Annotated in this window: 28 protein-coding genes; 10 read left to right on the top strand and 18 right to left on the bottom strand. The window is 76.7% G+C overall.

The window, feature by feature from the left end:
• Position 1: 1 nt before the first annotated feature.
• From ACI79V_RS07235 to ACI79V_RS07205, 7 genes are all read right to left on the bottom strand, one after another.
• On the bottom strand, positions 2-301 hold the full coding sequence (locus ACI79V_RS07235; protein ID WP_456887887.1) for an MGMT family protein: 300 nt from the start codon (positions 299-301) through the stop codon (positions 2-4).
• Positions 302-304: 3 nt separating this feature from the next.
• Positions 305-895, bottom strand: a complete 591-nt coding sequence (locus tag ACI79V_RS07230; RefSeq protein WP_456887885.1) for a TIGR03086 family metal-binding protein — start codon at positions 893-895, stop codon at positions 305-307.
• A gap of 91 nt (positions 896-986) precedes the next feature.
• Positions 987-2,147, bottom strand: coding sequence for an adenylyltransferase/sulfurtransferase MoeZ (moeZ, locus tag ACI79V_RS07225; RefSeq protein ID WP_456887883.1), 1,161 nt, complete (start codon positions 2,145-2,147; stop codon positions 987-989).
• Between the two features lie 105 nt (positions 2,148-2,252).
• Positions 2,253-3,893 carry a hypothetical protein gene (locus ACI79V_RS07220; RefSeq protein ID WP_456887882.1) on the bottom strand — a complete coding sequence of 547 codons (1,641 nt, stop codon included), beginning with the start codon at positions 3,891-3,893 and terminating at the stop codon, positions 2,253-2,255.
• A complete protein-coding gene (locus ACI79V_RS07215) occupies positions 3,890-4,828 on the bottom strand; it encodes an ATP-binding cassette domain-containing protein (RefSeq protein WP_456887880.1) in 939 nt (312 codons plus the stop codon). Before ACI79V_RS07215 ends, ACI79V_RS07220 begins: the two co-directional genes overlap by 4 nt.
• Before the next feature lie 120 nt (positions 4,829-4,948).
• Entirely contained in the window at positions 4,949-5,911 is a 963-nt protein-coding gene (locus ACI79V_RS07210) for a DUF3152 domain-containing protein (RefSeq protein ID WP_456887878.1), read from the bottom strand.
• A 126-nt stretch (positions 5,912-6,037) separates the two neighbouring features.
• Entirely contained in the window at positions 6,038-7,126 is a 1,089-nt protein-coding gene (locus ACI79V_RS07205) for an alpha/beta fold hydrolase (RefSeq protein ID WP_456887877.1), read from the bottom strand.
• Positions 7,127-7,194: 68 nt separating this feature from the next.
• Between ACI79V_RS07205 and ACI79V_RS07200 the strand changes: the two genes are divergently transcribed.
• Complete coding sequence (locus ACI79V_RS07200) at positions 7,195-7,836, top strand: TetR/AcrR family transcriptional regulator (protein ID WP_456887876.1); 642 nt, start codon at positions 7,195-7,197, stop codon at positions 7,834-7,836.
• A gap of 97 nt (positions 7,837-7,933) precedes the next feature.
• Positions 7,934-8,170, top strand: a complete 237-nt coding sequence (locus tag ACI79V_RS07195) for a DUF3107 domain-containing protein (RefSeq protein WP_089402287.1) — start codon at positions 7,934-7,936, stop codon at positions 8,168-8,170.
• Positions 8,171-8,230: 60 nt separating this feature from the next.
• Here the strand turns inward: ACI79V_RS07195 and ACI79V_RS07190 are convergent, their stop codons facing one another.
• Positions 8,231-8,881, bottom strand: a complete 651-nt coding sequence (locus ACI79V_RS07190; protein WP_456887872.1) for a ferritin-like fold-containing protein — start codon at positions 8,879-8,881, stop codon at positions 8,231-8,233.
• 435 nt (positions 8,882-9,316) lie between these two features.
• On the opposite strand from ACI79V_RS07190, the gene ACI79V_RS07185 reads away from it, so the two are divergent.
• Genes ACI79V_RS07185 through ACI79V_RS07170 form a run of 4 tightly spaced genes read left to right on the top strand, consistent with a single transcriptional unit; the run spans position 9,317 to position 13,905 of the window.
• Complete coding sequence (locus ACI79V_RS07185) at positions 9,317-10,891, top strand: DEAD/DEAH box helicase (RefSeq protein ID WP_456887979.1); 1,575 nt, start codon at positions 9,317-9,319, stop codon at positions 10,889-10,891.
• Between the two features lie 15 nt (positions 10,892-10,906).
• A complete protein-coding gene (locus tag ACI79V_RS07180; RefSeq protein ID WP_456887869.1) occupies positions 10,907-12,070 on the top strand; it encodes an outer membrane protein assembly factor BamB family protein in 1,164 nt (387 codons plus the stop codon).
• A gap of 48 nt (positions 12,071-12,118) precedes the next feature.
• Entirely contained in the window at positions 12,119-13,039 is a 921-nt protein-coding gene (locus ACI79V_RS07175; protein WP_456887867.1) for an alpha/beta fold hydrolase, read from the top strand.
• Entirely contained in the window at positions 13,036-13,905 is an 870-nt protein-coding gene (locus ACI79V_RS07170) for an oxygenase MpaB family protein (RefSeq protein ID WP_456887864.1), read from the top strand. The genes ACI79V_RS07175 and ACI79V_RS07170 overlap by 4 nt, the downstream gene beginning before the upstream one ends.
• On the opposite strand, the gene ACI79V_RS07165 is transcribed toward ACI79V_RS07170, so the two are convergent.
• Together ACI79V_RS07165 and ACI79V_RS07160 are read right to left on the bottom strand one after the other, a co-directional pair.
• On the bottom strand, positions 13,902-14,396 hold the full coding sequence (locus ACI79V_RS07165; RefSeq protein WP_456887862.1) for a LysR substrate-binding domain-containing protein: 495 nt from the start codon (positions 14,394-14,396) through the stop codon (positions 13,902-13,904). The two genes, ACI79V_RS07170 and ACI79V_RS07165, sit on opposite strands and share 4 nt — an antisense overlap.
• Positions 14,372-14,788 carry a LysR family transcriptional regulator gene (locus tag ACI79V_RS07160; protein WP_456887859.1) on the bottom strand — a complete coding sequence of 139 codons (417 nt, stop codon included), beginning with the start codon at positions 14,786-14,788 and terminating at the stop codon, positions 14,372-14,374. The genes ACI79V_RS07165 and ACI79V_RS07160 overlap by 25 nt, the downstream gene beginning before the upstream one ends.
• 76 nt (positions 14,789-14,864) lie before the next feature.
• On the opposite strand from ACI79V_RS07160, the gene ACI79V_RS07155 reads away from it, so the two are divergent.
• A complete protein-coding gene (locus tag ACI79V_RS07155; RefSeq protein WP_456887858.1) occupies positions 14,865-15,503 on the top strand; it encodes a LysE/ArgO family amino acid transporter in 639 nt (212 codons plus the stop codon).
• Here the strand turns inward: ACI79V_RS07155 and ACI79V_RS07150 are convergent.
• From ACI79V_RS07150 to ACI79V_RS07130, 5 genes are all read right to left on the bottom strand, one after another.
• Positions 15,500-16,357, bottom strand: a complete 858-nt coding sequence (locus tag ACI79V_RS07150; protein ID WP_456887856.1) for a RecB family exonuclease — start codon at positions 16,355-16,357, stop codon at positions 15,500-15,502. The two genes, ACI79V_RS07155 and ACI79V_RS07150, sit on opposite strands and share 4 nt — an antisense overlap.
• Before the next feature lie 36 nt (positions 16,358-16,393).
• On the bottom strand, positions 16,394-17,251 hold the full coding sequence (locus tag ACI79V_RS07145; protein ID WP_456887854.1) for a PHP domain-containing protein: 858 nt from the start codon (positions 17,249-17,251) through the stop codon (positions 16,394-16,396).
• Positions 17,252-17,294: 43 nt separating this feature from the next.
• Positions 17,295-17,933, bottom strand: coding sequence for a PH domain-containing protein (locus ACI79V_RS07140; protein ID WP_456887852.1), 639 nt, complete (start codon positions 17,931-17,933; stop codon positions 17,295-17,297).
• 6 nt (positions 17,934-17,939) lie between these two features.
• Entirely contained in the window at positions 17,940-18,098 is a 159-nt protein-coding gene (locus ACI79V_RS07135; RefSeq protein WP_456874416.1) for a hypothetical protein, read from the bottom strand.
• A gap of 127 nt (positions 18,099-18,225) precedes the next feature.
• Complete coding sequence (locus tag ACI79V_RS07130; RefSeq protein WP_456874415.1) at positions 18,226-18,849, bottom strand: DUF6758 family protein; 624 nt, start codon at positions 18,847-18,849, stop codon at positions 18,226-18,228.
• Positions 18,850-18,930: 81 nt separating this feature from the next.
• On the opposite strand from ACI79V_RS07130, the gene ACI79V_RS07125 reads away from it, so the two are divergent.
• Positions 18,931-19,383, top strand: a complete 453-nt coding sequence (locus tag ACI79V_RS07125; protein ID WP_456887850.1) for an NUDIX hydrolase — start codon at positions 18,931-18,933, stop codon at positions 19,381-19,383.
• A 24-nt stretch (positions 19,384-19,407) separates the two neighbouring features.
• Here ACI79V_RS07125 and ACI79V_RS07120 read toward each other — a convergent pair whose 3' ends face one another.
• Entirely contained in the window at positions 19,408-19,917 is a 510-nt protein-coding gene (locus ACI79V_RS07120) for a MaoC family dehydratase (protein WP_456887848.1), read from the bottom strand.
• A gap of 130 nt (positions 19,918-20,047) precedes the next feature.
• Complete coding sequence (locus ACI79V_RS07115) at positions 20,048-20,701, bottom strand: TIGR04222 domain-containing membrane protein (RefSeq protein ID WP_456887846.1); 654 nt, start codon at positions 20,699-20,701, stop codon at positions 20,048-20,050.
• 189 nt (positions 20,702-20,890) lie between these two features.
• On the opposite strand from ACI79V_RS07115, the gene ACI79V_RS07110 reads away from it, so the two are divergent.
• Together ACI79V_RS07110 and ACI79V_RS07105 are read left to right on the top strand one after the other, a co-directional pair.
• Positions 20,891-21,379 carry a hypothetical protein gene (locus ACI79V_RS07110; RefSeq protein WP_456887844.1) on the top strand — a complete coding sequence of 163 codons (489 nt, stop codon included), beginning with the start codon at positions 20,891-20,893 and terminating at the stop codon, positions 21,377-21,379.
• Positions 21,376-22,308 carry an MFS transporter permease gene (locus tag ACI79V_RS07105; protein WP_456887843.1) on the top strand — a complete coding sequence of 311 codons (933 nt, stop codon included), beginning with the start codon at positions 21,376-21,378 and terminating at the stop codon, positions 22,306-22,308. Before ACI79V_RS07110 ends, ACI79V_RS07105 begins: the two co-directional genes overlap by 4 nt.
• 3 nt (positions 22,309-22,311) lie before the next feature.
• Here the strand turns inward: ACI79V_RS07105 and ACI79V_RS07100 are convergent, their stop codons facing one another.
• Positions 22,312-22,605, bottom strand: a complete 294-nt coding sequence (locus tag ACI79V_RS07100; protein ID WP_456874409.1) for a WXG100 family type VII secretion target — start codon at positions 22,603-22,605, stop codon at positions 22,312-22,314.
• Positions 22,606-22,709: the final 104 nt, after the last annotated feature.

Raw genomic sequence — 22,709 nt, 5'->3', positions numbered from 1 at the left:
CTCACGGCCAGCGGACGGCGTCGAGGTCGACCCGCCCGCCGCGCACCGGCACGCCCTCGGCCGCGAGCCGCCCGAGCTGCTCGACCCGCACCGGCTCCGCGCAGGTGCCGTCGGCGCGGACCACCCGGTACCAGGGCACCGCCGCCCCGCCGGAGGACAGCGCGCGGGCGACCCGGCGCGGCCCGACGCCGACCAGCCGGCCGATCGCGCCGTAGGTGCTCACCCGGCCCGGCGGGATGCGCTCGACGACGTCGAAGACCGCCTCGTCGACGTCTGCGGGGTCGGCGTCAGCGGCGCCCACGGGTCACGCCCGGCGGCCGAACCGGGCCAGCAGCCGGACCTGGGGCGACGCGTCGGCGGGGACCGGGACCGGTGCGGAGAAGAGGCCGGGCACCCCGTCGCGCGGCAGCCGGGCGGCGAGCCGCCCGGCGGCGCGGACCAGCGCCGGGTCGAGTGTCGCGTCACCGCCGGTGGCGCGGGCGAGGTCCCAGGAGTGCACGGTGAGGTCGGCGGTCAGCTCGTCGACGTACTCCCACGCCGGGGCGGGCCCGCGGGACAGCTGCACGGTGCCGTCGGCCAGGTCGGCGCCGGCGACGGCGGCCAGCGCCTCGTCGGCCGCGGCCTCCCACGCGGTCAGCGGGTCGGGGGCGAGCAGCGGGTCGGTGCCCGCGGGCACCCGCGCGGCGACGTCGTCGAGCGGCTCGCCGGCCAGCAGGCCGGGCACCCAGTGCGCCTCGCCGACGAGGTGCGCGACCAGGTCGGCGACGGTCCAGCCGGGCAGCGCCTCGAGGTCCCACTGCCCGGGTTCCACGGCGTCGACCCGGTCGGTGAACGTGGCCTGTGCACGCTGGAAGAGCTCCAGCAGCTCGGTCGGGGACGGCGTCGGCTCGGGCACGCGGCCAGTCAACACGGACGCCGAGGGCCCGGCACCCGCTGCGGGGTGCCGGGCCCTGGCGGCGCGCCGAGGCACCTCGGCACGGGACCGATCAATACGTGGGCAGCGTCTTGTCGATGCGGGTCGCCCACGCGGTCACGCCGCCCTGGACGTGGACGGCGTCGGAGAAGCCCGCGTTCTTGACCGCGGCGAGCACCTCGGCCGAGCGGACACCGGTCTTGCAGTGCAGCACGATCGGCTTGTCCTGCGGCAGCTGCGAGAGCGCCCGGCCGGAGAGGATCTCGTCCTTCGGGATCAGCTTGGCGCCCGGGATGGACACGATCTCGTACTCGTTGGGCTCCCGGACGTCGATCAGCTCGAAGTCCTTGTCGGCGTCGATCATGTCCTTGAGCTCGTCGACGGTGATCGTCGAGCCGGCGGCGGCGGCCTGCGCCTCGTCGGAGACGACGCCGCAGAACGCCTCGTAGTCGATGAGCCCGGTGATCGGCTCGGCCTCGGGGTCCTTGCGCACCTTGATCGTGCGGAAGGTCATCTCCAGGGCGTCGTAGACCATCAGCCGGCCCAGCAGCGTCTCGCCGATGCCGGTGATGAGCTTGACCGCCTCGGTGGCCTGGATGGCGCCGATGGTCGCGCACAGCACGCCCAGCACGCCGCCCTCGGCGCAGGAGGGGACCATCCCGGGCGGCGGGGGCACCGGGTAGAGGTCGCGGTAGTTGGGCCCGTGCTCGGCCCAGAAGACCGACACCTGTCCGTCGAAGCGGTAGATCGAGCCCCACACGTAGGGCTTGCCGAGCAGCACGCACGCGTCGTTGACCAGGTAGCGCGTGGCGAAGTTGTCGGTGCCGTCGACGATCAGGTCGTACTGGCCGAAGATCTCGAGCACGTTGTCGCTGTCCAGCCGCGTCTCGTGCAGGCGCACGTCGACCAGCGGGTTGATCTCCTTGATCGAGTCGCGCGCGCTCTCCGCCTTCGACCGGCCCACGTCGGAGGCGCCGTGGATGATCTGGCGCTGCAGGTTCGACTCGTCGACGACGTCGAACTCGACGATGCCCAGCGTGCCGACGCCGGCCGCGGCCAGGTACATGAGGACCGGCGAGCCCAGGCCACCGGCGCCCACGGCCAGCACCTTGGCGTTCTTCAGGCGCTTCTGCCCGTCCATCCCGACGTCCGGGATGATCAGGTGGCGGCTGTACCGGCGCACCTCGTCGATCGACAGGTCGGCAGCGGGCTCGACCAGGGGCGGCAGGGACACGCTTGCTCCTCTTGGTTCGCGGACTCCGGCACGGGCCGGTGTTCGTGCGGACAACAGCGTCCCAGGCGCCGCTGTTCCCCCGTCGCGAGCCCCGGAGCGAGGGCCTCAGCCGCGCAGGTCCCGGCGCGCGTACGCAGCGAGCCCGGCGACCGCGAGCACCAGAGCGGTGACCAGCATGCCGACGGCACCGGCGACGTCCACCGGCTCGGCGGGGACCGCCGCCAGGTGCGCGAACGGTGAGATCCCGCGCACCCACGACGGCCAGCCGAAGCTGTCGGCGAGCACCAGCAGCAGGTACCCCCCGGCGGCGGGCAGGACCCCGATGGCGAGCACGGCCTGCGGCGCCAGGCCCAGCGCCAGCAGCGCGGCACCGAGGCACAGCAGCGCGACCGGGACCACCGACAGCGCGCCGGCGAGGGCGTCACCGAGGCCGAGCCCGGCCCCGACCCAGGACGCCCCGGCCCAGGTGGTCAGGCCCGCGGTGGCCGCGACGACGACGGTGCCGACGGCGACGGTCGCGGCCTCCCAGGTCACCCATCGCACCCGCCCGACCGGCCGGGAGTACAGCAGGGTGAGCCGGGACGCCGACTCGTCGGCGGCGACGGAGGCGATCCGCGCGGCGGCGTACGCGCCGACGGGCACCGCGAGCAGGGTGAACAGGGAGGCCGCGTAGCCCTCGACCGAGGCCAGCCGGGAGAAGCCGGCGGCGGCCGCCATCTCGGCGAAGACCGGGTTGTCCCGCAGGAAGTCCAGCATCGCGGTGGCCAGCAGGCCGATGAGCAGGAAGTAGGCCCCCACGCCCAGCGACCAGGTCAGCGTCGCGCGGCGGGTCCGGTGCACCGCGAACCCGGGCAGCGAGCGCAGCAGCCGGCTCGGCGGGCGGGCCCGGTCCCGGCCCTGCCACCGGCCGGCGCCGACGTCGCGCGCCCCGGCCAGGATCGCGGCCAGGACGGCCGGCACGGCGACCAGGACGGCGAGGACCAGAAGTGGGGCCCAGCGGTCGTGGGCGTACGGGGCCACCCGGCCGAGCAGCCCGAACGGGCTGAGCCACTGCAGCCACGCCAGGGCCGCGACGCCGTCACCGACCATGCGGGCCAGCAGGCCGGCGAGCAGGACCGCGACGGCGAGCCCGGAGGCTCCGCGCCGGTCGCCCAGCAGCTGCCCGGTGAGCACCCCGAGCGCGCCGCCGGCCATGGCGGTGCCGCCGACGAGCGCCCCGAACAGCACCGCGCCGGCCGGCGCGGTGCCGGCCAGCAGCATGCCCGCGACCACGGCGGCGCCGACGACGGCGCCGGCGGCGAGCAGCACGCCGAGCGTGGTGCGGACCAGCGTGGCTAGCCGGACCCGGCCGGCGAGCAGCAGGTCGGTCCGGCCGGCGTCCTCCTCGCCCCGGGTGACCCGCGTGCCGGCCAGCGCGGCCCACACCCCCGCGAGCACCGCCGCGACCGTGCCGGTGCGCCACACGGTGAAGCCGCCGGGGTCGTCGAGGGCCAGCGGTGGCCCGAAGAGGGTCCGGATCGCCGGGTTGTCGGCGAGCGCCGTGAGCGAGTCGAGCCCGACCGCGCCGCTGAACGTCTGCTCGTACTGCTGGGCCACGAACGCGGTCAGCCCGCCGCAGAGCACCGCCACGACGAGGGTCCCCCGGCGCACCTCGCGGACCGCCGCGCGGCGGACGACGGTGCGCGGGGAGGCCGGCGCGGCCGGCCGCCGGACCCCGGTGACCCGCGAGGGCGTCCGGGTCGTCATGCCGCGGCCCGCCCGTAGTAGTCGAGGAAGATCTCCTCGAGGGAGGCCTCCCGGACGTCGAGGCGCACCACGTCGGCCTCGCCGAGGGCGCGCAGCACCGCGCCGGGCGGACCGGTCAGGGCGAGGGTGAGCTGCAGGGGCGTCGTCCAGCGGACGTCGGCCACCCCGGGCAGCACGGCGATCCGCTCGAGGCCGGGCGCGGGGCGGGCGAGCTCGACGGTGACCTCCGAGCGGCGGAGCCGGCGCAGCTCCTCCAGCCCGGCGACCTCGACCAGCCGGCCGGCCCGCAGGATGCCCACCCGGGTGCAGACCGCCTCGACGTCGGCCAGCTGGTGGGAGCTGAGGAACACCGTCTGTCCCCGCTCGGCGGCCTCGGCGATGCAGCGCCGGAACTCACGCTCCATGAGCGGGTCCAGGCCGCTGGTCGGCTCGTCGAGCACCAGCAGGGGCGCCCGGGTGGCGAAGGCCGCGACCAGGGCCACCTTCTGCCGGTTGCCGGTGGAGTAGGCGCGCGCCCGCTTGCCGGGGTCCAGGGCGAACCGCTCGACGAGCTCGTCGCGGTAGGGCAGGTCGGTGCCCGGTCCCACGCCGGCGAGCAGGTCGAGGCACTCGCGGCCGGTGAGCCCGGGCCACAGCGCGACGTCGGCCGGCACGTACGCGAGGTGGCGGTGCGCCCGCTCGACGTCGTCCGCCGGGTCGCCGAAGACCTCGGCCCGGCCGGTGGTGGGCCGCAGCAGGCCCAGCAGCATGCGGATGGTCGTGGACTTGCCGGCGCCGTTGGGCCCGAGGAAGCCGAAGACCTCCCCCGCGGGGACCGACAGCGACAGGTCGACCACGGCCCGGGTGGCGCCGAAGCGCTTGCCCAGGGCCTCGAACAGGACGGCGGGCGGAGCGGACCGGGGCGGAGCGGACTCGGGCGTGGCGGACTCGGCCATGGCACTCCGATCGGAGCCGTAGGGACCACGACTGCCGACCAGGCTTCCCGGCGCACCGCCGAGCAGCGTAGTGCCCGGGGCCCGCCCCGGGGAGGACCTTGGTCACCCCGACCGGGCCGGTCAGGGGAAGGGCCAGGCGTTCCTCGCGCAGCCGTCGAGACCGAGCGTCTGCTGCTGCATGACCGGCGCGGGCAGACCCGGCCCCGGGCACGGCTGGTGACCGTTGCCCAGCGCGTGGCCGACCTCGTGGTTGACCACGTACTGGCGGTAGGTCGCGATGTCGCCGTCGTAGTGCGGGACGGCGGTCTCCCAGCGGGCCAGGTTGATGACCGCGCGCTCGCCGTACCGGCAGGAGGTGTAGCCGCCGGTGCCCACGCCCGGGCAGTAGCGCTCCATGCTCCCGGGGCTGACCAGGCTCACCCGGAACTCGTAGGCGCCCGGGTCGGTGGCGTCGACGCGCTGGAAGGCCATCCGGCCGCCGTTGCCCCAGGACCGCGGGTCGCCCAGGGTCGCCTCGACCGCGGCGGCGAAGGCCACGGCGTCCACGCCGATGCCGTCCTCGACCTCGACGACGAACCGCTGCAGCGGCCCGCTGCCGTAGACGCCGGAGGAGCCGGGCACCACGGTCACGGTGCCCGCGCCCTGCTCGACGTAGGTCCCGGCCGCGGCCGTCGGGAGGCCGGTCGGGCCGGCGTCGCCCTCGGCCGGCGCGGGCGGCGGGGTCGTGGCGGCGGTGGACGGCGCGGTCGACCCGGCGGTCGGGGCCGCCGACGACGTCGCCGGGCTCGCTGCGGGGGCCGGTGAGGAGGTGGCCCGCCCGGCGGTGACCACGTCGACCAGGGCCAGGACGGTGGCCACCGTCAGCAGCGGGATGGCGTAGGCGCGCCAGCCGTGCCGGGCGACGAAGCGGCGCAGCCGGCCGGGCCGCCGGCGGCGCGGCGCGGGCGGTCGGGCGGCGACCTCACCGGACGGGGGACGGCGCCCCGGCGGGGGTGCGGGCGGGACCGGAGGCCGGCGGCGCACCGGCTCGGGTACCGGCCGCAGCGGGGCGCCGGGGCGCCGGCCGGGCGGCGGACCTGCCACGTGCCGCCTCCTCGCGGTCGTCCTGCCGTCGCGCCGCGCCCCGGGTGGCATCGCGCGCCTCGGGGTCAGGTTCTCACGCCGCCGCGGCCCGCCGGGCGCGTCGCGGGGAAGGGCGCGTCGGGCGGGTCAGCCGGCCCGGGCCTCCGGCGTGCTCGTCCCACTGCCCGGCGCGGGCCGCTCGTCCGGCCGCCCGGCGTCCTCGAGCAGGCCGAGCACCGCCCGCGCCGTCTCCTCGGGCGCCTCGAGCATGGCCACGTGCCCGACCGTCTCGAGCACCAGCAGCCGGGCGTCGCGCACGGTGGCGGCCAGGCGCGGCGCGAGGCGCGGGTCGACGAGCCGGTCGCGGTCGCCCCAGACCACCAGCGTCGGCATCCGCAGCGAACGGGCCAGCCGCCAGGCGTTGGCCCGGCCGACCCGCAGGTAGGAGGTGAGCAGGCCGCGCATGCTGCGGGCGAGCGACCGGTTGGCCCAGGCCTGGGCGGCGCGCTCCCGCGCCTCCTCGACTGCGGCGTCGAGGCGCTCGCGCGGCACCCGGGCGGGCTCGCCGAAGCACATCGCCAGCACGCCACGCACCGACTGCTCGGGCGTCACGCGGGCCAGTCGCCGCTCGGCGAGGGTGGGCACACCCGGGAGCAGGAGCAGCAGCAGCGCCCGGCCGAAGGCCTGCGGCACGCGGTAGACCGGCATGGCCGGCGAGACCAGCGTCAGGGTGGCGACCAGGTCGGGACGGCGGGCGGCGGCGACCAGGCTGACCAGCCCGCCGAGGCTGTTGCCCAGCAGGTGCACCGGGCGGCCCTGCGCCTCGCCCGGCTGCGCCACGACGTGCTCGAGGACGTCGACGACGGCGCGGACGTGACCGCGCACCGAGTAGGAGCCCGACGGCGGCGGCTGCGAGCGGCCGAAGCCGGGCAGGTCGGGCGCCCAGCCCTCGCAGCGCACCGCCAGCAGCCCCGCCAGGTCGGTCCAGTTGGTCGAGGCGCCGCCCAGGCCGTGCACGTACACCGCCCGCTCGCGCGGCCCGTCGGCCGGGCCGGTGCCGGGCGTGGTGCGCACGAAGACCGTGCCGCCGGTGACCGGCACCTCCCTCCCGGGCCAGGCGGCGGGCGGGGCGGCGGGGACGGTCAGGTCCGCCGTCGAGAGGCGGGCGGTGGAGAGCGGCGCCACCGTGGGGGGCGCGGGGGTCCGGCGGGTGCGCGCTCGGCGGGCCTCGGGCACCCGGCGACGGTATGCCAGGCGGCCGCGGCGCGTGCGCCGGGTGACCCGCCGGTAACATCCCCGGCGCCATGCAGTCCTCCCGTCCGGTCCCCGCCCGCCGCACCTCGCGGTTGCCGCGCGGCGCGCGGCGGCTGCAGCTGCTGCAGGCGGCGCAGGAGGTCTTCGTCGCGCAGGGCTTCCACGCCGCCGCGATGGACGACATCGCCGACCGCGCCGGCGTCAGCAAGCCCGTGCTGTACCAGCACTTCCCCGGCAAGCGGGAGCTGTACCTGGCGCTGTTGGAGCAGCAGGTCACCGAGCTCACCGAGCGGCTGGGCGAGGCGATGGGCGGCACCGAGGACAACCGGCAGCGGGTGCAGGGCGCGGTGGGCGCCTACTTCGACTTCGTCGACGCCGAGGGCGGCGCCTTCCGCCTGGTCTTCGAGTCCGACCTGCGCAACGACGAGGACGTGCGGGCGCTGGTCGACCGCGGGAACCGCGCCTGCGTCGAGGCGATCGCGGAGGTCATCGCCGGCGACACCGGCAGCCCGCCGGAGCAGGCGCACCTGCTGGCCTCGGGGCTGACCGGGCTGGCCGAGACCAGCGCCCGGTGGTGGCTGGCGCAGAAGGGCACCGTCCCGCGCGACGAGGCGGTGTCGCTCATGTCGGCGCTGGCGTGGCGCGGCATCTCGGGGTTCCCCCGGGTCGAGGGCGAGCACCCGGCGGGCTGAGCAGGCGTTCGCTGACGGCGCAGCCGCGCGACGGGGCCCGCAGACCGGCGCTGGACTAGCGTGGTCGGCAGCCGTGCAACCCGAGGAGGCATCCCGAGTGGAAGTCAAGATCGGTGTCCAGCACTCCCCCCGGGAGCTGGTCGTCGACAGCCCGAAGACCCCCGACGAGATCGCTGCCGACGTGGCCTCCGCCATGTCCGGCGGCACGAAGGACGGGCTGCTGACCCTGGAGGACGAGCGGGGCCGCCGCGTCCTCGTCCCGGTCGACCGGATCGCCTACGTGGAGATCGCGCAGGCCGACCAGCGCCGGGTGGGCTTCGTCGCCGGCGCCTAGCTCCGGCGACGCACGTCCCGCAGGGGCGTCCCCGCACCGCGGGGGCGCCCCTGCGTCGTGTCAGGGCTTGAGGCCGAGGGTGCGCATCCGCTTGGTGTGCGCGGCGGTGATCCGGTCGACCAGCCGGGCGATGCCCGTGAGGTCGCCGGTCCCTTCCATGATCAGCTGCGCCAGCCCCTCGCGCTCGGCGATGACCGCCTGCGACTGGGAGATCGCCTCCCCGACCAGCCGCCGTCCCCACAGGGCCAGCCGCCCGGCGAGTGCGCGCTGGGAGCGGATGGCGGCACGCACCTCGCGGACGGCGAACTCCGCGTGCCCGGTGTCGGCGAGCACCTCGAGGATCAGCGAGCGGTCGGGCTCGGGCAGGAAGCCGGCGATCTCGCGGTAGAAGTCGGCCGCCAGGCCGTCCCCGACGTAGGCCTTGACCAGGCCCTCCAGCCACGTCCGCGGCCGGGTGCCCTCGTGGAAGCCGTCGAGGGCCGGCACGAACGGCGCCATCGCCGCGGCGGGGTCTGCGCCCAGTTCCCGCAGCCGCGCCGCGAGCCGGTCGTGGTGGCCCATCTCGGCGGCGGCCATCCGCGCCAGCGCGGCCCGGCCGTCGAGCGTCGGAGACAGCCGGGCGTCCTCGGCCAGCCGGTCGAACGCCGTCAGCTCGGCGTAGGCCAGCACGCCGAGCAGGTCGACGACGGCGCGGCTGTCGACCGTGCTCACGTGCCACCTCCGGGTGGGGTCGGGGGCGGGCGGCCCGCGCGGCGACAGAGGCTAACCGCTCCCCGCGCTACCATGGGAACAGGCGGGCCGCCAGGTCCGCTGGTATCTGTGCGCTGACGATCGCTCGCCGACGCCCCGAGGAGCCCGTGACCGGGCACACCGGGCCGTCGCCGGGGGCAGATCGAGCCCCGGTCCGCTGGCCGCGTCGGCGCTGGACACGCATCCCGCGACACCCGACCGCGGAGCGCCCGGACGACGCCGTCGTCGCCCGCCGGCCGCTCCCCCAGCCGACCAGAGGCGAGAGCACTGACCTCCACAGACCACACCCCCACCACCCCCGAGCTCGAGCACGCCGAGACCGGCGCGCCCGCCCCCGAGCAGGTCGAGCAGACCGTCGAGGCCCTCGGCGGCGCGCCCGTCGAGGAGACCGCGCCGCTGTTCAGCGACTTCGACGTCCACCCCGACGTCGTCGCGGCGCTGGCCGAGGCCGGCATCACCCGGACCTTCGCGATCCAGGAGCTCACCCTCCCGCTGGCGCTGGCCGGCAACGACCTCATCGGGCAGGCCCGCACCGGCACCGGCAAGACCCTCGGCTTCGGCGTCCCGCTGCTGCAGCGCGTCGTCCCCGCCGCGGAGGGCGGTGACGGCGTCCCGCAGGCGCTGGTCGTCGTCCCCACCCGCGAGCTGTGCGTGCAGGTCGCCCGCGACCTGGCCACCGCCGGGAAGAAGCGCGGCATCCGCGTGCAGGCCATCTACGGCGGCCGGGCCTTCGAGCCGCAGGTCGCCGCGCTGCAGGCCGGCGTCGAGGTCGTCGTCGGCACCCCCGGCCGGCTGCTCGACCTGGCCCAGCAGGGTCATCTGATCCTGGGCAAGGTCAGCGTGCTGGTCCTCGACGAGGCCGACGAGATGCTCGACCTGGGCTTCCTGCCCGACATCGAGCGGGTCCTCGGGATGGTCCCGGCGAAGCGGCAGACCATGCTGTTCTCCGCCACGATGCCCGGCCCGATCGTGAACCTGGCCCGCCAGTTCATGACCCAGCCCACCCACATCCGGGCGCACGGCAACGACGAGGGCTCGACCGTCCCGCAGACCACCCAGTTCGTGTACCGGGCGCACAACCTGGACAAGCCCGAGCTGCTGGCCCGCGTGCTGCAGGCGCGCGGCCGGGGCCTCGCGATGGTCTTCTGCCGCACCAAGCGGACCGCGCAGAAGGTCGCCGACGAGCTGGTCGACCGCGGTTTCGCCGCCGCCGCCGTGCACGGCGACCTCGGCCAGGGCGCCCGCGAGCAGGCGCTGCGCGCGTTCCGCAGCGGCAAGGTCGACGTCCTGGTCGCCACCGACGTCGCCGCCCGCGGCATCGACGTCACCGGCGTCAGCCACGTCGTCAACTACCAGTGTCCCGAGGACGAGAAGACCTACGTGCACCGGATCGGCCGCACCGGCCGCGCCGGGCGCGAGGGCGTCGCGGTCACCTTCGTCGACTGGGACGACGTGCCGCGCTGGCAGCTGATCAACAAGGCGCTCGACCTGCCGTTCGCCGACCCGCCGGAGACCTACTCCACCTCGCCGTGGGTCCGCACCGACCTCGACGTCCCCGAGGACGCCACGGGCCGGCTGCCGCGCTCGCAGCGCACCCGCGAGGGCCTCGACGCCGAGGTGCTCGAGGACCTCGGCGAGACCGGCCGGAAGCCCAAGGGCGCCGGCCGCGGTCCGGCACGGGAGGAGGTCCGCGACTCCTCCCGGGAGGACGGCGACCGCCCGTCCCGCTCGCGGTCGCGCTCCCGCCGCCGCACGCGCGGCGGGGAGCCCGCCGACGGGTCGGCCCCCGCCGCCGACGCCGCCACTGCCGCCGACCCGGCGGACGCCGCTGCGGAGCAGCCCGCGGACGAGGGTGCGCCGCGCCGCCGCCGTCGCCGCCGCGGGGGCGCCCGTCGCCGCTCCGCCGGTGCCGCCGGCACCGACGTGGGCGGCGACTCCGGCGACGGCGGCGACTCCGAGTCCGCCGCCTGACGCCGGTCTCCGCCGTTGGCGCTGCGTCCCCCGCCGCTGCGGGTCTGGGTCTGGACGGCGGCCACGCTCGCGCTGGCGCTGGTCGCCGTCCTGCTCTGGCGCGGCTCCAGCGTCGCGGCCACCGACAGCACGACCGCTGACCCGCCGCGGGTCTCCGACGCCGCGCCCGCCGCGGGGGTGGCCCGCGCCTGGTCGGTCGCGGCCGACGCCGGGCTGCCCCGCCGGGTCGTCGAGGGCGGCCGGGTCGTCGTGCCCGGTGAGCGCGGCCTCACCGCCGTCGACGCCGTCACCGGGGACGAGGCCTGGCACTACCGCCGGGCCGACGCCCGGCTGTGCGGCCTGACCGCGGTCGACGGGCTGGTGGTCGCCGTCTTCCGCACCCACGACCGCTGCGACGAGGCCCTGGCCCTCGACGCGGCCACCGGGGTGCGCCAGTGGACCCGCAACCTCAGCCTCCGCGCGGACGCCACGATCTCCGGCACCGAGCAGGCCGTGCTGGCCAGCAGCCCGACCGGGGTCGTGGTGCTCGACCCGGCGGGCAACAACGTCCGCTGGCGGGTCGCGGCGGCCGAGGACTGCCGCCTCGAGGACACCGACGTCGGCAGCGCCGGGGTGGTGCTGCTGCAGCGCTGCCCCGGGACCGCGGCGCTGCAGCTGCGGCTGTTCGACGCCTCCACCGGCCAGCCCCGGTGGACCAGGGACGTCTCCGCCCCCGAGGGCGGCGGCGTCCGGCTGGTCGGCGCCGACCGGCTCGTCGTCGTCGTCACCGGCGACACCCTGCTGGTGCACCGCCCCGACGACGGCACCCTGCTCCAGCAGCTCCCGCTGCCCACCGCCGGGGTCGACCCGGCCGCCGAGCCGCTGCTGCAGGCCGGCGCGGGCGACGTCGCGCTGGTGTGGGCCCGCGGCACCCTGTGGGCGCTGGACCCGGGCACCGGCGCCCCGCGGTGGGAGCTGCCCGCGCAGGGGCTGCCCACGGGGGACGTCGGCAAGACCGCATCGGGCTCGGCCGCCGTGTGGGTGCCCGAGTCGGGCGGGTTCGTGCTGCGCGACCTCGCCACCGGCGCCGAGGCCGGCCGGGCGGCGGTCGACGGCGGCCTGGAGGCCGGCGGGCAGGCCTCGCTGGTCGGGCCGGTGCTGCTCTACCGGCTCCCCGACCGGGTGCACGGCTTCGCCTGACCGGACGGCCTCGCTGCGGCGCCGCCGCGGCGGAGGTTGACTGGACACATGGTCCTGCCCGGGAGCCCCGAGATGCCGTCGGTCACCCTCGCCATCCCGTCCGACGACCTGCGGCAGCTGGCCGACCACGACGCCACCCCGCGGACCCTCGCCGGCCGGGCGGGCCCGCTGGCCGCGCTCGACACCGGCGGCGACGGGCGCCGCGGCACCGTCCTGCTGGTGCCCGGCTACACCGGCAGCAAGGAGGACTTCGCGCCCCTGCTGGCGCCGCTGGCCGCCCGCGGGCACCGGGTGGTCGCCATCGACCAGCGCGGGCAGTACGAGTCCCCCGGGCCCGACGACCCCGCGGCCTACACCGTCGCCGAGCTCGCCGCCGACGTTGTCGCGGTCGCCGCCCTGCTGCGCGAGGAGACCGGCACCCCGCACCTGGTGGGGCACAGCTTCGGCGGCCTGGTCGGCCGTGCGGCGGTCCTGGCCGACCCGGCCGCGTTCCGGTCACTGACGCTGCTCGGCTCCGGTCCCGCCGCGCTGGCCGGCCCGCGGGTCGACCTGCTCGAGCACCTCGGGCCGCTGCTCGACCAGGGCGGCGTCCCGCTGGTGGCCGCCACGCTGGAGCAGCTGGCCATGACCGACGAGCGCGCCCTGGCCGTGCCGAGGGCGACCCGCGCGTTCTACGGCCGCCGGTTCCTCGGCAACACCGCCGCCGGGCTGCGGGGCATGGCGCAGGCGATCACCACCGAGCCCGACCGGGTCGCCGAGCTCGCCGCCACCGGGGTCCCGGTGCTGGTGGCCCACGGCGAGGCCGACGACGCCTGGTCCCCGGCCGTCCAGGAGGACATGGCCCGGCGGCTGGGCGCCCGCCACGAGGTCGTCCCGCACGCCATCCACTCCCCCGCCGTCGAGAACCCCCTGCGGACGGTGCAGGTGCTCGAGACCTTCTGGGCGTCCCTGCCCGGGACCACCCGGTGAGCGGCGGGCGGCCCTCGGCGCGCGACTGGACGCCCGAGGAGGACCGGCTGGGCTTCTTCGGGCCGGACAGCATCACCTGGCGGGTGCACGCCGACCCCGTCTACGGCGTCGGCGGGCTGCGGGCGCTGCTGCTGCAGGCCCTGCACCCGGTCGCGATGGACGGCGTCGCGCGCAACTCGGTGTTCCGGGAGTCCCCGTGGCAGCGGCTCGCCCGCACCGGGGAGTACGTCGACACCCTCACCTTCGGCAGCCGGCGGGAGGCGATCCGGCTGGTGCGGCGGGTGCGCGGCATGCACCGGCGGCTCGGCGGCACGGAGGGGACGACCGGGCGCACCTACCGCGTCGACGACCCCGACCTGCTGCTGTGGGTGCACGCCTGCCAGGTGGACTCGCTGCTCGACGTCGCCCGCCGGGCCGACGTCGTCACGCCCGCCGAGGCCGACCGCTACGTGGCCGAGCAGGTGGTCGCGGCCGAGCTCATCGGCGCCGACGCCGGCGACGTGCCCGCCTCGGTGGCCGACCTGGAGGCCTACTTCACCCGGATGCGCCCGGCGCTCGCGCTCACCCCGGACGCCCGCGACGCCTGGCGGTTCATCGCCCTGCCGCCGATGCCGCGGTGGGTGCAGCTGCTGACCCCCGCGCGGCCGGCGTGGGGCACGCTGGCGTCGCTGGCGGTGGCGACGCTGCCGCCCTGGGCCCGCCGGCTGGCCTCGCTGCCGGGGTTCGCGGTCACCGACGCGGCGGCGACGGCGGCGCTGCGGGCGTTCCGGACCGGCCTGCTGGCGCTGCCGGACCGGGCGCGGCTGTCGCCGGTCGTGCGCGCCGGGTTCGAGCGGACGGCGCCGCCGACGGCCCTGGGCGCCTAACCACCGGCGGCGGGCTGGTCGAGGGCGCGCCGCGCCGCGGCCAGCACCGCGGCGGCCACGCGGTCCAGCGACGGCGAGCGCAGCTTCCACTGCTGCCAGTACAGCGCGACGTCGACGGCGCCGTCCGGGTCGAGCGCGACCAGCTCGCCAGGCGGCTCCTGCGGGGCGGGCACCATGCCCCAGCCGAACCCGAGGCGGACGGCGGTCACGTGGTCGGCCGAGGCCGGGACGTGGTGCACCGGTGGCGTCCGCTCGTCGACCCCCCGCGAGCGCAGGTAGCGGTACTGCAGGTCGTCGTTGCGGTCGAAGACCACGACGGGCGCCCGGGACAGCGCCCCGGCGGTGACCCCGTCGGCGAACCAGCGCTCGGCGAACGCGGCCGTGGCCATCGGCCGGTAGGGCATGCTGCCCAGCCGGGTGACGCTGCAGCCGGGCACGGGCTCGGCGTCCGCGGTGACCGCCGCCGTCACCCGGCCCTCCCGCAGCAGCACCGCCGTACGCTCCTCGTCCTCCCGGTGCAGGTCGAAGGCCAGCTCGCCGGCGAGGGGGCCAGCGCCGGCAGCACCCAGGTGGCCATGGAGTCGGCGTTGACCGCGACGGGCAGGGGCACCGGCCCGTGCGCGGCGTCGCCCACCAGCTCCCGGGTGACGTCGGCGGTGAGCAGCGTCAGCTGACGGGCCAGCCGCAGCACCGCCTCCCCGGACCCGGTCACCCGCACCGGCTTGCTGCGCACCAGCAGCACCCGGCCGGTGGTCGTCTCCAGCGCCCGCAACCGCTGGCTGATCGCGCTCGGCGTGACGTGCAGGGCACGGGCGGCGCCGTCGAGGGTGCCGGCGGCAACGGTCGCCTCGAGGGCGCGCAGCTGTCCGAGGTCGAGGTCCACCCGGCCATCAGAGCAGCTACAGATCCTGCAGCAACGCGAACGGCGCTTCCGACGAGTGCCGCCTAGCGTCGCCGCCGTGTCCGCTGCCGTGTCCCCTGCCCTGCTCGCCGCCGTCTCCGGACTGGGGCTCGGGCTCTCGCTGATCGTGGCGATCGGCGCGCAGAACGCCTTCGTGCTGCGGCAGGGGCTGCGCGCCGAACACGTGGCCGCCGTCGTCGCCGTCTGCCTGGTCTCCGACGTCGCGCTCATCACCGCCGGGACCGCCGGGGCCGGCACGCTGGTCAGCCGGGTGCCCGGCGTCCTCACCGCGGTGTGCTTCGCCGGCGCGGCGTTCCTCGCCGCCTACGGTCTGCTGGCCGCCCGCCGGGCGCTGCGCGCGGCGGCCCTGGTCCCCGACGAGACCGGACGCCGCGCGGGGCTCGCGGCCACGCTGACCACCTGCCTGGCGCTGACCTGGCTCAACCCGCACGTGTACCTCGACACGGTGGTGCTGCTCGGGTCGCTGGCCGGCACCTGGGAGGAGCTGCGGTGGTGGTTCGCCGGCGGCGCCGCGCTGGGCAGCACCGTCTGGTTCGTCGCCCTCGGCTACGGCGCGCGGCTGCTGCGGCCGGTCTTCGCGCGGCCGGCGTCGTGGCGGGTGCTGGACGCCGTCATCGCCGTCGTCATGCTGGCGCTGGCGGCGTCACTGGTCGCGCAGGGCGTCCGCGGCGCCTAGCCAGACGCGGCGGGTTCGTCGGCCGGCAGGAAGCTCCAGGTCTCGCGCGCCGGCGCGGCGGCCTGTCCGGGCGGGCAGCTGCGCCGGAAGTCGCACCAGCCGCACTGCCGCCCGGGTGCGGCCGGGAACGCCTCGTCGGGGTGCACGCCCTCCTCGACCCGCCGGGTGGCGACGCCGATGTCGGCGGCGACGTCCTCGGCCCGCCGGACGTGGTTGGCCAGCGAGCGCTCGGTGTGCTCGAAGGCCGCGACCGTTCCCGACGGCAGGTGGTGCAGCTCCACCCGGCGGCAGGGCCGGCGCAGCGTGCGCTGCACGCCGAGGACGTACACCGCCAGCGCCGGTGAGCCGCGCGCCTCGTCCTCGGTGCTGGGCACCCGGCCGGTCTTGTAGTCGACGACGACCAACTCGTCCCCGCGCTGGTCGATCCGGTCGACCCGTCCCGACAGCGCCAGCGCCGACGTGGTGGCCGCGACCTGGCGCTCCAGGCCGGCCGGCTCGTCGTCAGGGTCGACCGTGGCCAGGTAGCCGGTGAGCCACCCGGCGGCGCGGGCGCGCCAGCGGGCGGACTGCTCGGCGTCCCGGAAACCGGTGTCGGACCAGACGCCGTAGAGCAGCTGCCGCGCGGCCACCGCCGTGCGGCTCGCCCGCGGCAGGTCCCACCACGAGCGCAGCGCCGCGTGCACGGCCGAGCCGACCGTGTTGTGCGCCCACGGCGGCCCCTTGGGCGACGTCGGCCGGTCGACGTAGGCGTGCCGGTAGCGGCGCGGGCAGTCGGCGAACGCGGCGAGCTTGCTCGGCGTCGCGGGGAACAGCCGCCGCGGCATGCCCGGCATCTCCAGTTGCGCGCTCCCCACACCGCCACGCTAGCCGCCGGGGACGGCGGACCCGCGTCAGTCGGTGAACGGCGCGCTGCCGGTGCCCGCGGCCAGCAGCGCCTCGAACTGTCCGGGATCGGTGGTACAGGCGCCGATCGGCGTCGTCTTGTTCGTACCGTGGTAGTCGCTGGACCCGGTGGTGAGCAGGCCCAGCTCGCGCGCCAGCCCGTGCAGGTGGTCGCGCTCGGCGGGGCTGTGGTCGGGGTGGTCGACCTCCAGGCCGAGCAGCCCCGCGTCGGCCATCGCGGCGACCGCGGCGTCGTCGACCACCCGCCCCCGCCGGGTGGCCAGGCCGTGCGCGAACACCGGCACGCCGCCGGCCTCCCGGACCAGCCGGATGCCCTCGAGGACCTCGGTGTCGGCCTTGGCGACGTAGTGGGGACTGCGGTGGGACAGCAGGGTCGCGAACGCCTCGTCCACCGACTCGACGACGCCGGCCTCGACCAGCGCCCGGGCCACGTGCGGCCGGCCGACGACCCCGCCGCCGGAGGCCTCGACGATGCGCTCCCAGACCACCGGGTAGCCGGCCGCGGCCAGCGCGGCGACGATCCGCTCGCCGCGGCCCAGGCGCTCGGCGCGCAGCCTCGTCAGCTCGTCGGCGAGCGCCCGGTGCCCCGGGTCGAAGAGGTAGGCCAGCAGGTGCACGCTGATCGGCGGCTGGTCTGCGGGGAACCACCGGCAGGACAGCTCCAGGCCGGGGACGACGGTCAGCCCGGGTGGGCGGGCCGCGGCGGCGGCCGCCCACCCGGCGGTGGTGTCGTGGTCGGTGAGGGCGACGACGTCGAGGCCGGCGGCGCGGGCGGTGGCGAGCAGGGCCGCGGGGCTGTCGGTGCCGTCGGAGACCGACGAGTGGGTGTGCAGGTCGATGCGCATCGGCGTCCAGCCTCCCCTGCCCGCGCTGGCCGCGCCCGGGCGGTCAGCGCGCCGGTGCGGGCGGGTCCTGGCGGGGCGCGCCGGGGATCGGCTGGGTGTCGTGCCGCGGCCGCTCGCGGGCGGGCGGCTCGGGGTTGCCCTCGTCGTCGCCGGCGGCGGCGCTGCCCAGGTCGCTGGCGAACAGCAGCCCGCTGACCTCCTGGTAGAGCAGGTCGGCGCGCGGCAGGAAGGTGATCTGCGACAACGCCTGCTGCTGACCGGCGGACTCGAAGCGGAAGGTGCCGTAGCCCAGCACCTGACCCAGCAGCGTCTCCTTCCAGGTCAGGTCGGTGATCCGGCGCAGCGGCAGGAGCGTGACGGTGCGGGCGATGATCCCCGAGGTCAGCAGCACCCGGCGGCGGGTGACGATGAAGTGCCGCATCCACCACTCGCCGACCCGCAGCGCGAGCGTGCCCAGCGCGGCGAGGACGACGAGCAGCCCGAGGCCGGCCGAGAACCGGTTGTCCGGGTCGAGGGTGAGCACCCAGGTACCGGCCGCCAGCACCGGCAGCGTCTTGGTGGCCGGCCACAGCAGCACCGCCCAGTGGCGGCGGGTCGCGACGACGGCCTGCTCGCCCGGGAGCAGGTACTTGGCGGCGTCCTTGGCCCACCGCGGCGGGCGGCCGTCGGCCGGGCCGGTCACGGCCGCCTAGACGAGCGAGGTGACGAAGGCGGCGATGGAGGAGGCGGCGTCACCGAGGGCCTCGCCGGCGCTCTTCACCATCTCGGCCGAGGACTCCGGCTGCTGGATGACGTACCAGACGACGAAGGCGATGGCCAGCCAGACGAGGACCTTCTTCAGGTTCACCGTCACCTCCGGGGATGTGCTCGGACCCGCGGGCGGCGTGCCCGCGCGGCTCGGCCCGGAGGCCGGTCCCATGGGTAACACAGGCCCCAGCCGGGACCGTCCGGACACGCCGGTCGGGACCGGGCGTTCACTCCCCCGGCAGCAGGTGCTCGCTGGGCGGGCCCAGTGGCAGGTCGGGGTAGAGCCGTTCGCGCAGGTCGAGCAGCCGCCGAGGCTCGGCCAGCAGCCAGCCGGCCGACATGGGCCAGGTGACCAGCCACAGCCACACCCCGTAGGCCTCGCCCACGAAGGCGGCCCGGTCGTCGGACGTGGGGACCGCCCACAGGGGGGCGTGCTGCCCGGCGGCCTCGACCGCCGCCGACGACGGCCCGGTGATGACGTCGCCCGGGTCGAGACCCGGTAGGCCCGCGTAGCCGCAGCCCACGCCCATGCCCGGCTCCTCCGCGACCAGCACCATCTCGGCCGACCCGCCCAGCGGTGCCGGGCCCGCGCAGCCGACGACGATCGCCCGCGCGCCGGGCTCCCCGCCCCACGCCAGGCCGGTGACCGACCAGCCCGTCGGCATCGGGTCGGGCACCCAGGCCGGGACGCGGGCGTCGGCGGTGACCGCCGCGATCGCGTCGTGCGCGATGAGCGCCGTGTGGTGCAGCGGGGTGACGGCGCCGTGCAGGTGGCACCAGGCCACGGCGGAGTCCCCGGGGCGCACGACCAGCGGCTCGCCGCAGCGAGGGCAGACCGGGGAGGGGCTCATCGGGGAACACCGTCCTGTCACGCGGGGCTCACGTCAAGCGCGGGCGGACGATCCCGGCCCGCGCCGTCGTACCCTGCGCGGGTGCCGTCCGCGTCGTTCCCGCCGGCCGCGCCTCCCCCGGCTCGGGACGGTGCCGCGACGGTGGCCTGCGTGGGGGCGGTGGTGCTCGACGGCGCCGGCCGGTTGCTGCTGGTCCGCCGGCGCAACGCCCCGGGCCGCGGGCTGTGGTCGGTGCCCGGCGGGCGGGTGGAGCCGGGCGAGTCCCTGGCCGCCGCGGTGGCGCGGGAGGTCCGCGAGGAGACCGGGCTGGACGTCCGCGTCGGCGCCGAGGTCGGGCGGGTGACCATCCCGGGCGACGGCGTCGTCTACGACGTCGTCGACTTCGGCTGCACGCTCACCGACCCGCGCGCCCAGCCGGTACCCGGCGACGACGCCGACGCGGTCGTGTTCGCCGGCCCGGCCGACCTCGAGCGGCTGCCCTGCACGCCGCGGCTGCTGGAGACGCTGCGCGGCTGGGGCGCGCTGCCCGCCTGACCGGGCGGGCGGCGCGCCACCTGCTCAGGAGCGGGGCCGGGGCTCCGGACGGCCGGGCTGCTCGCCGCCGCGGGCCTCGCCGTAGGAGCGCTTGGGCACCATGACCTTGCGCCGGAAGACGCAGACGACGGTGCCGTCCTGCTTGTAGCCGATGGTCTCGACGTGCACGACGCCCCGGTCGTCCTTCGACCGCGACTCGGTCTTGTCCAGGACCGTCGTCTCGCCGTAGACGGTGTCGCCGTGGAAGGTCGGCGCCACGTGCCGCAGCGACTCGACCTCCAGGTTGGCGATCGCCTTCCCCGAGACGTCGGGCACGCTCATGCCCAGCAGCAGCGAGTAGACGTAGTTGCCGACGACGACGTTCTCGCCGAACTCCGTGGTCTCCGCGGCGAAGTGGCTGTCCAGGTGCAGCGGGTGGTGGTTCATCGTGATCAGGCAGAACAGGTGGTCGTCGTACTCGGTGACGGTCTTCCCCGGCCAGTGCTTGTAGACCGCGCCGACCTCGAACTCCTCGTAGTACCGACCGAACTGCACCGTTCCTCCTGTTCCTGCAGGCCAGCGCGCCGCTGACCGCACCGATGGCACGGCGGTGGCAGGCCACGACCGTGGGCAGCACACTCGCACAGGGGTGCCGCAGGTCGTGTGACCGGTGGTCCGGGCCGGGCTAGAGGCCTCCCCCGTCGCCCGCGCCGCCTCCGAGGAACCCCGTGGCGGCGGCGCCGCCGGTGGCCGTTCCGTAGGTCTGCCGTGCGGCGATGCCCGGGTCCTCGGCAGCGAGCCGTTGCCGCTCGGCGCGGACGCTGCGGCGGCTCAGGTCGTGGTCGGTGCGTGGCGGCTCGAAGACGGCGGCCCGCAGGGCGCCGTCGTGCATGGCGGCGCGGCCGTGGAGGGCGACCCGCCACACGTCGTCGGTCTCGCCCCGCTGGTCCTGCAGCCAGGCCAGTGCCCGTCGTCCGTCGGCGGTGAGCGCGACCGTCGCCGGGCCCCGGCGCAGCGCCCGTCCCAGGGCGGACCGGGACACCAGGCCGTCGCTGCGCAGCCGTCTGCCGACCTCGAGGAGCCGGGCGTCGTCCTGCAGCCGCCACTGGACGGTGTCGACCGAGCGGTGGCCCGACGGCCCGACGGCGTCGAGGACCGCCGCCTCGACCGGGTGCTGCCGCGCGAGCTCGACGGTCGCCAGCTGGCCGGGTGAGTGCACCCGGACCCGTCCCGAGCGCACGAGCGCCACGATGGCCGTGTCGACCACGCGGGGCGGTCCGCCGCCGAGGTGGGCCGCGTCGTAGACGTCCAGCTGGGAGGGGGTCCGGGATGCCGCCATGGCGCGGCCTCACCTTCGGGCGGAGGGCTCGTGCGGGACAACGGTCCCACCGCCGGGCCGGCCGGCGGAAGTGCCGGGCACGCGCAGCCCGTCCGGCGCGAGGGCCGCTCCGCGGGCGTGGCGAGGCCAGCCGGCCATCACGCGGCGTCGGTGCCCCATCTGCGCGGCCGCCGATCCTACGATGCCCCGGTGGTCCGCCCGCTCCGCTCCGGCGACCCCGCGGAGGGCGACGTCGTCGTGTTGTCCCCCGCCGGGCGCCGCATCCGCCTGGCCGCTTCCGCCGTGGTCCTGGCCCTGCTGCTGACCGGGACGCTGTGGGGCACCGACGCCCACTTCCCGTTCGGCCCGTTCAAGATGTACTCGACGCGCGCCGACACCGACGCTCCTGTGATCTCGACCCGCGTCGTCGGCCTGACCGGCGACGGCCGGGAGGTGCGGCTGTCCGGCGGTGAGGTCGGGCTGCGCCGCGCCGAGTTCGAGGGCCAGCTGCCGCGCCTGGTCGACGACCCCTCGCTGCTGGTCCTGCTGGCCGACACCTACGCCGAGAACCACCCCGGCGGGCCGGAGCTCGTCGAGGTGCAGGTGGTGCAGCGGCACTTCGAGCTCGTCGACGGCGCGGCCACCGGCGCGTGGACCGACCGCGTCCTCGTCGAGCAGGAGCTGGAGGTCGGCCCGTGAGCGCCACCCTGCCCACCGCAACCCCGGCGGCGCCCGGCGGCCGCCGGGTCCTCAGTGCTCTGCGCGGGTTCTGGACCCGGCCGGTGCCGCTGGCCCGGATCGCGGTGTTCCGCACCATCGCCTACCTGTTCGTGCCGGTCGACGTCTTCCTCACGACCGCGTGGGTGAGCGCGCACGCCGACGTCCCGACCGCCTACTACCAGCCCCTGGTCATCGGGCAGCTGCTGCACCTGCCCACGCCGACCCCGACCGTCGTGCACGTCGTCCAGTGGGCCCTGGTGGCCACCGCCCTGGCCGCCGCCACCGGTCGCGCACCCCGTCTGCTCGGTTCCGCGGTGTTCCTCCTCTACTTGGAGTGGATGGTCATCGCGATGAGCTACGGCAAGGTCGACCACGACCGCATCGCCTACCTCGTCGCCCTGGCCGTGCTGCCCACGATCGGCGTGGCACGGTGGCGGGACCGCCGGTCGTCGGAGGCTGCGGGCTGGGCGATGGCTGCGGTGTTCGTGACCGTGGTGCTCACCTACTTCCTGGCCGCCTGGGCGAAGGTGCGCTTCGGCGGCTGGGACTGGGCGACCGGCTCGACGATCACCCGCGCCGTGATCCGCCGGGGCACGGCCCTCTCGGAGTGGACGCTCGACGTGCCCGGCCTGCTCACCACCGTGCAGTGGGCGATGCTGCTGCTCGAGTTCGCGGCACCGCTCATGCTGCTCGTCCGGTCCGATCGGGCGCGGGTGGCGCTGGTGGTCTTCCTGCTCGGCTTCCACCTGATGGTCTTCGGCGGGCTGCGGATCATCTTCCTGCCGCACTGCGTCGCGATCCTGTCGATCCTGCCGTGGGAGCGCTTCCCCGACCTGGTCGCCGAGGTGCGCCGGCGGGGCGGGCGGCGACGGGTACCGGCCGCGGCCGCCCCTGCCCCACCGGGCTGAGCCTCAGACCAGCGCGCCGATCCGGGCGGCCACCTCGGCCTCGTGCTGCTGGTAGGAGGCGGCGACCGCGGTGAGCAGCCCGCCCATCCCGGTGAGCGCGTCGCTGACCGACTGCGCGGAGACCCGCCACTGCTCGTAGAGGGCGCTGAACTGCACGGCCGCCTGGCTGTCGGTCCACCCGTCGAGCACCGAGCCGGTGACGCTGCTCGACAGGGTGGCCTGCCGGGCCGCCGTCTCGGCCGCCTCGGCCTGGCACTGCCCGGCCATCGACTGCAGCGTGGCGATGTCGACCTTCACGAGGTCCTCCCGTCCGTCCCGGGCACCTCCCGGGATCGGCTGCGGACGCTAGGGCCGGGCCCGGACGACGGTCTCCGCACCGTCCACAGGCAGGGGGCGCGTCC

This window comes from Geodermatophilus sp. SYSU D00700, assembly GCF_054050255.1.
This window is presented reverse-complemented; position numbering and strand designations above follow the sequence as displayed.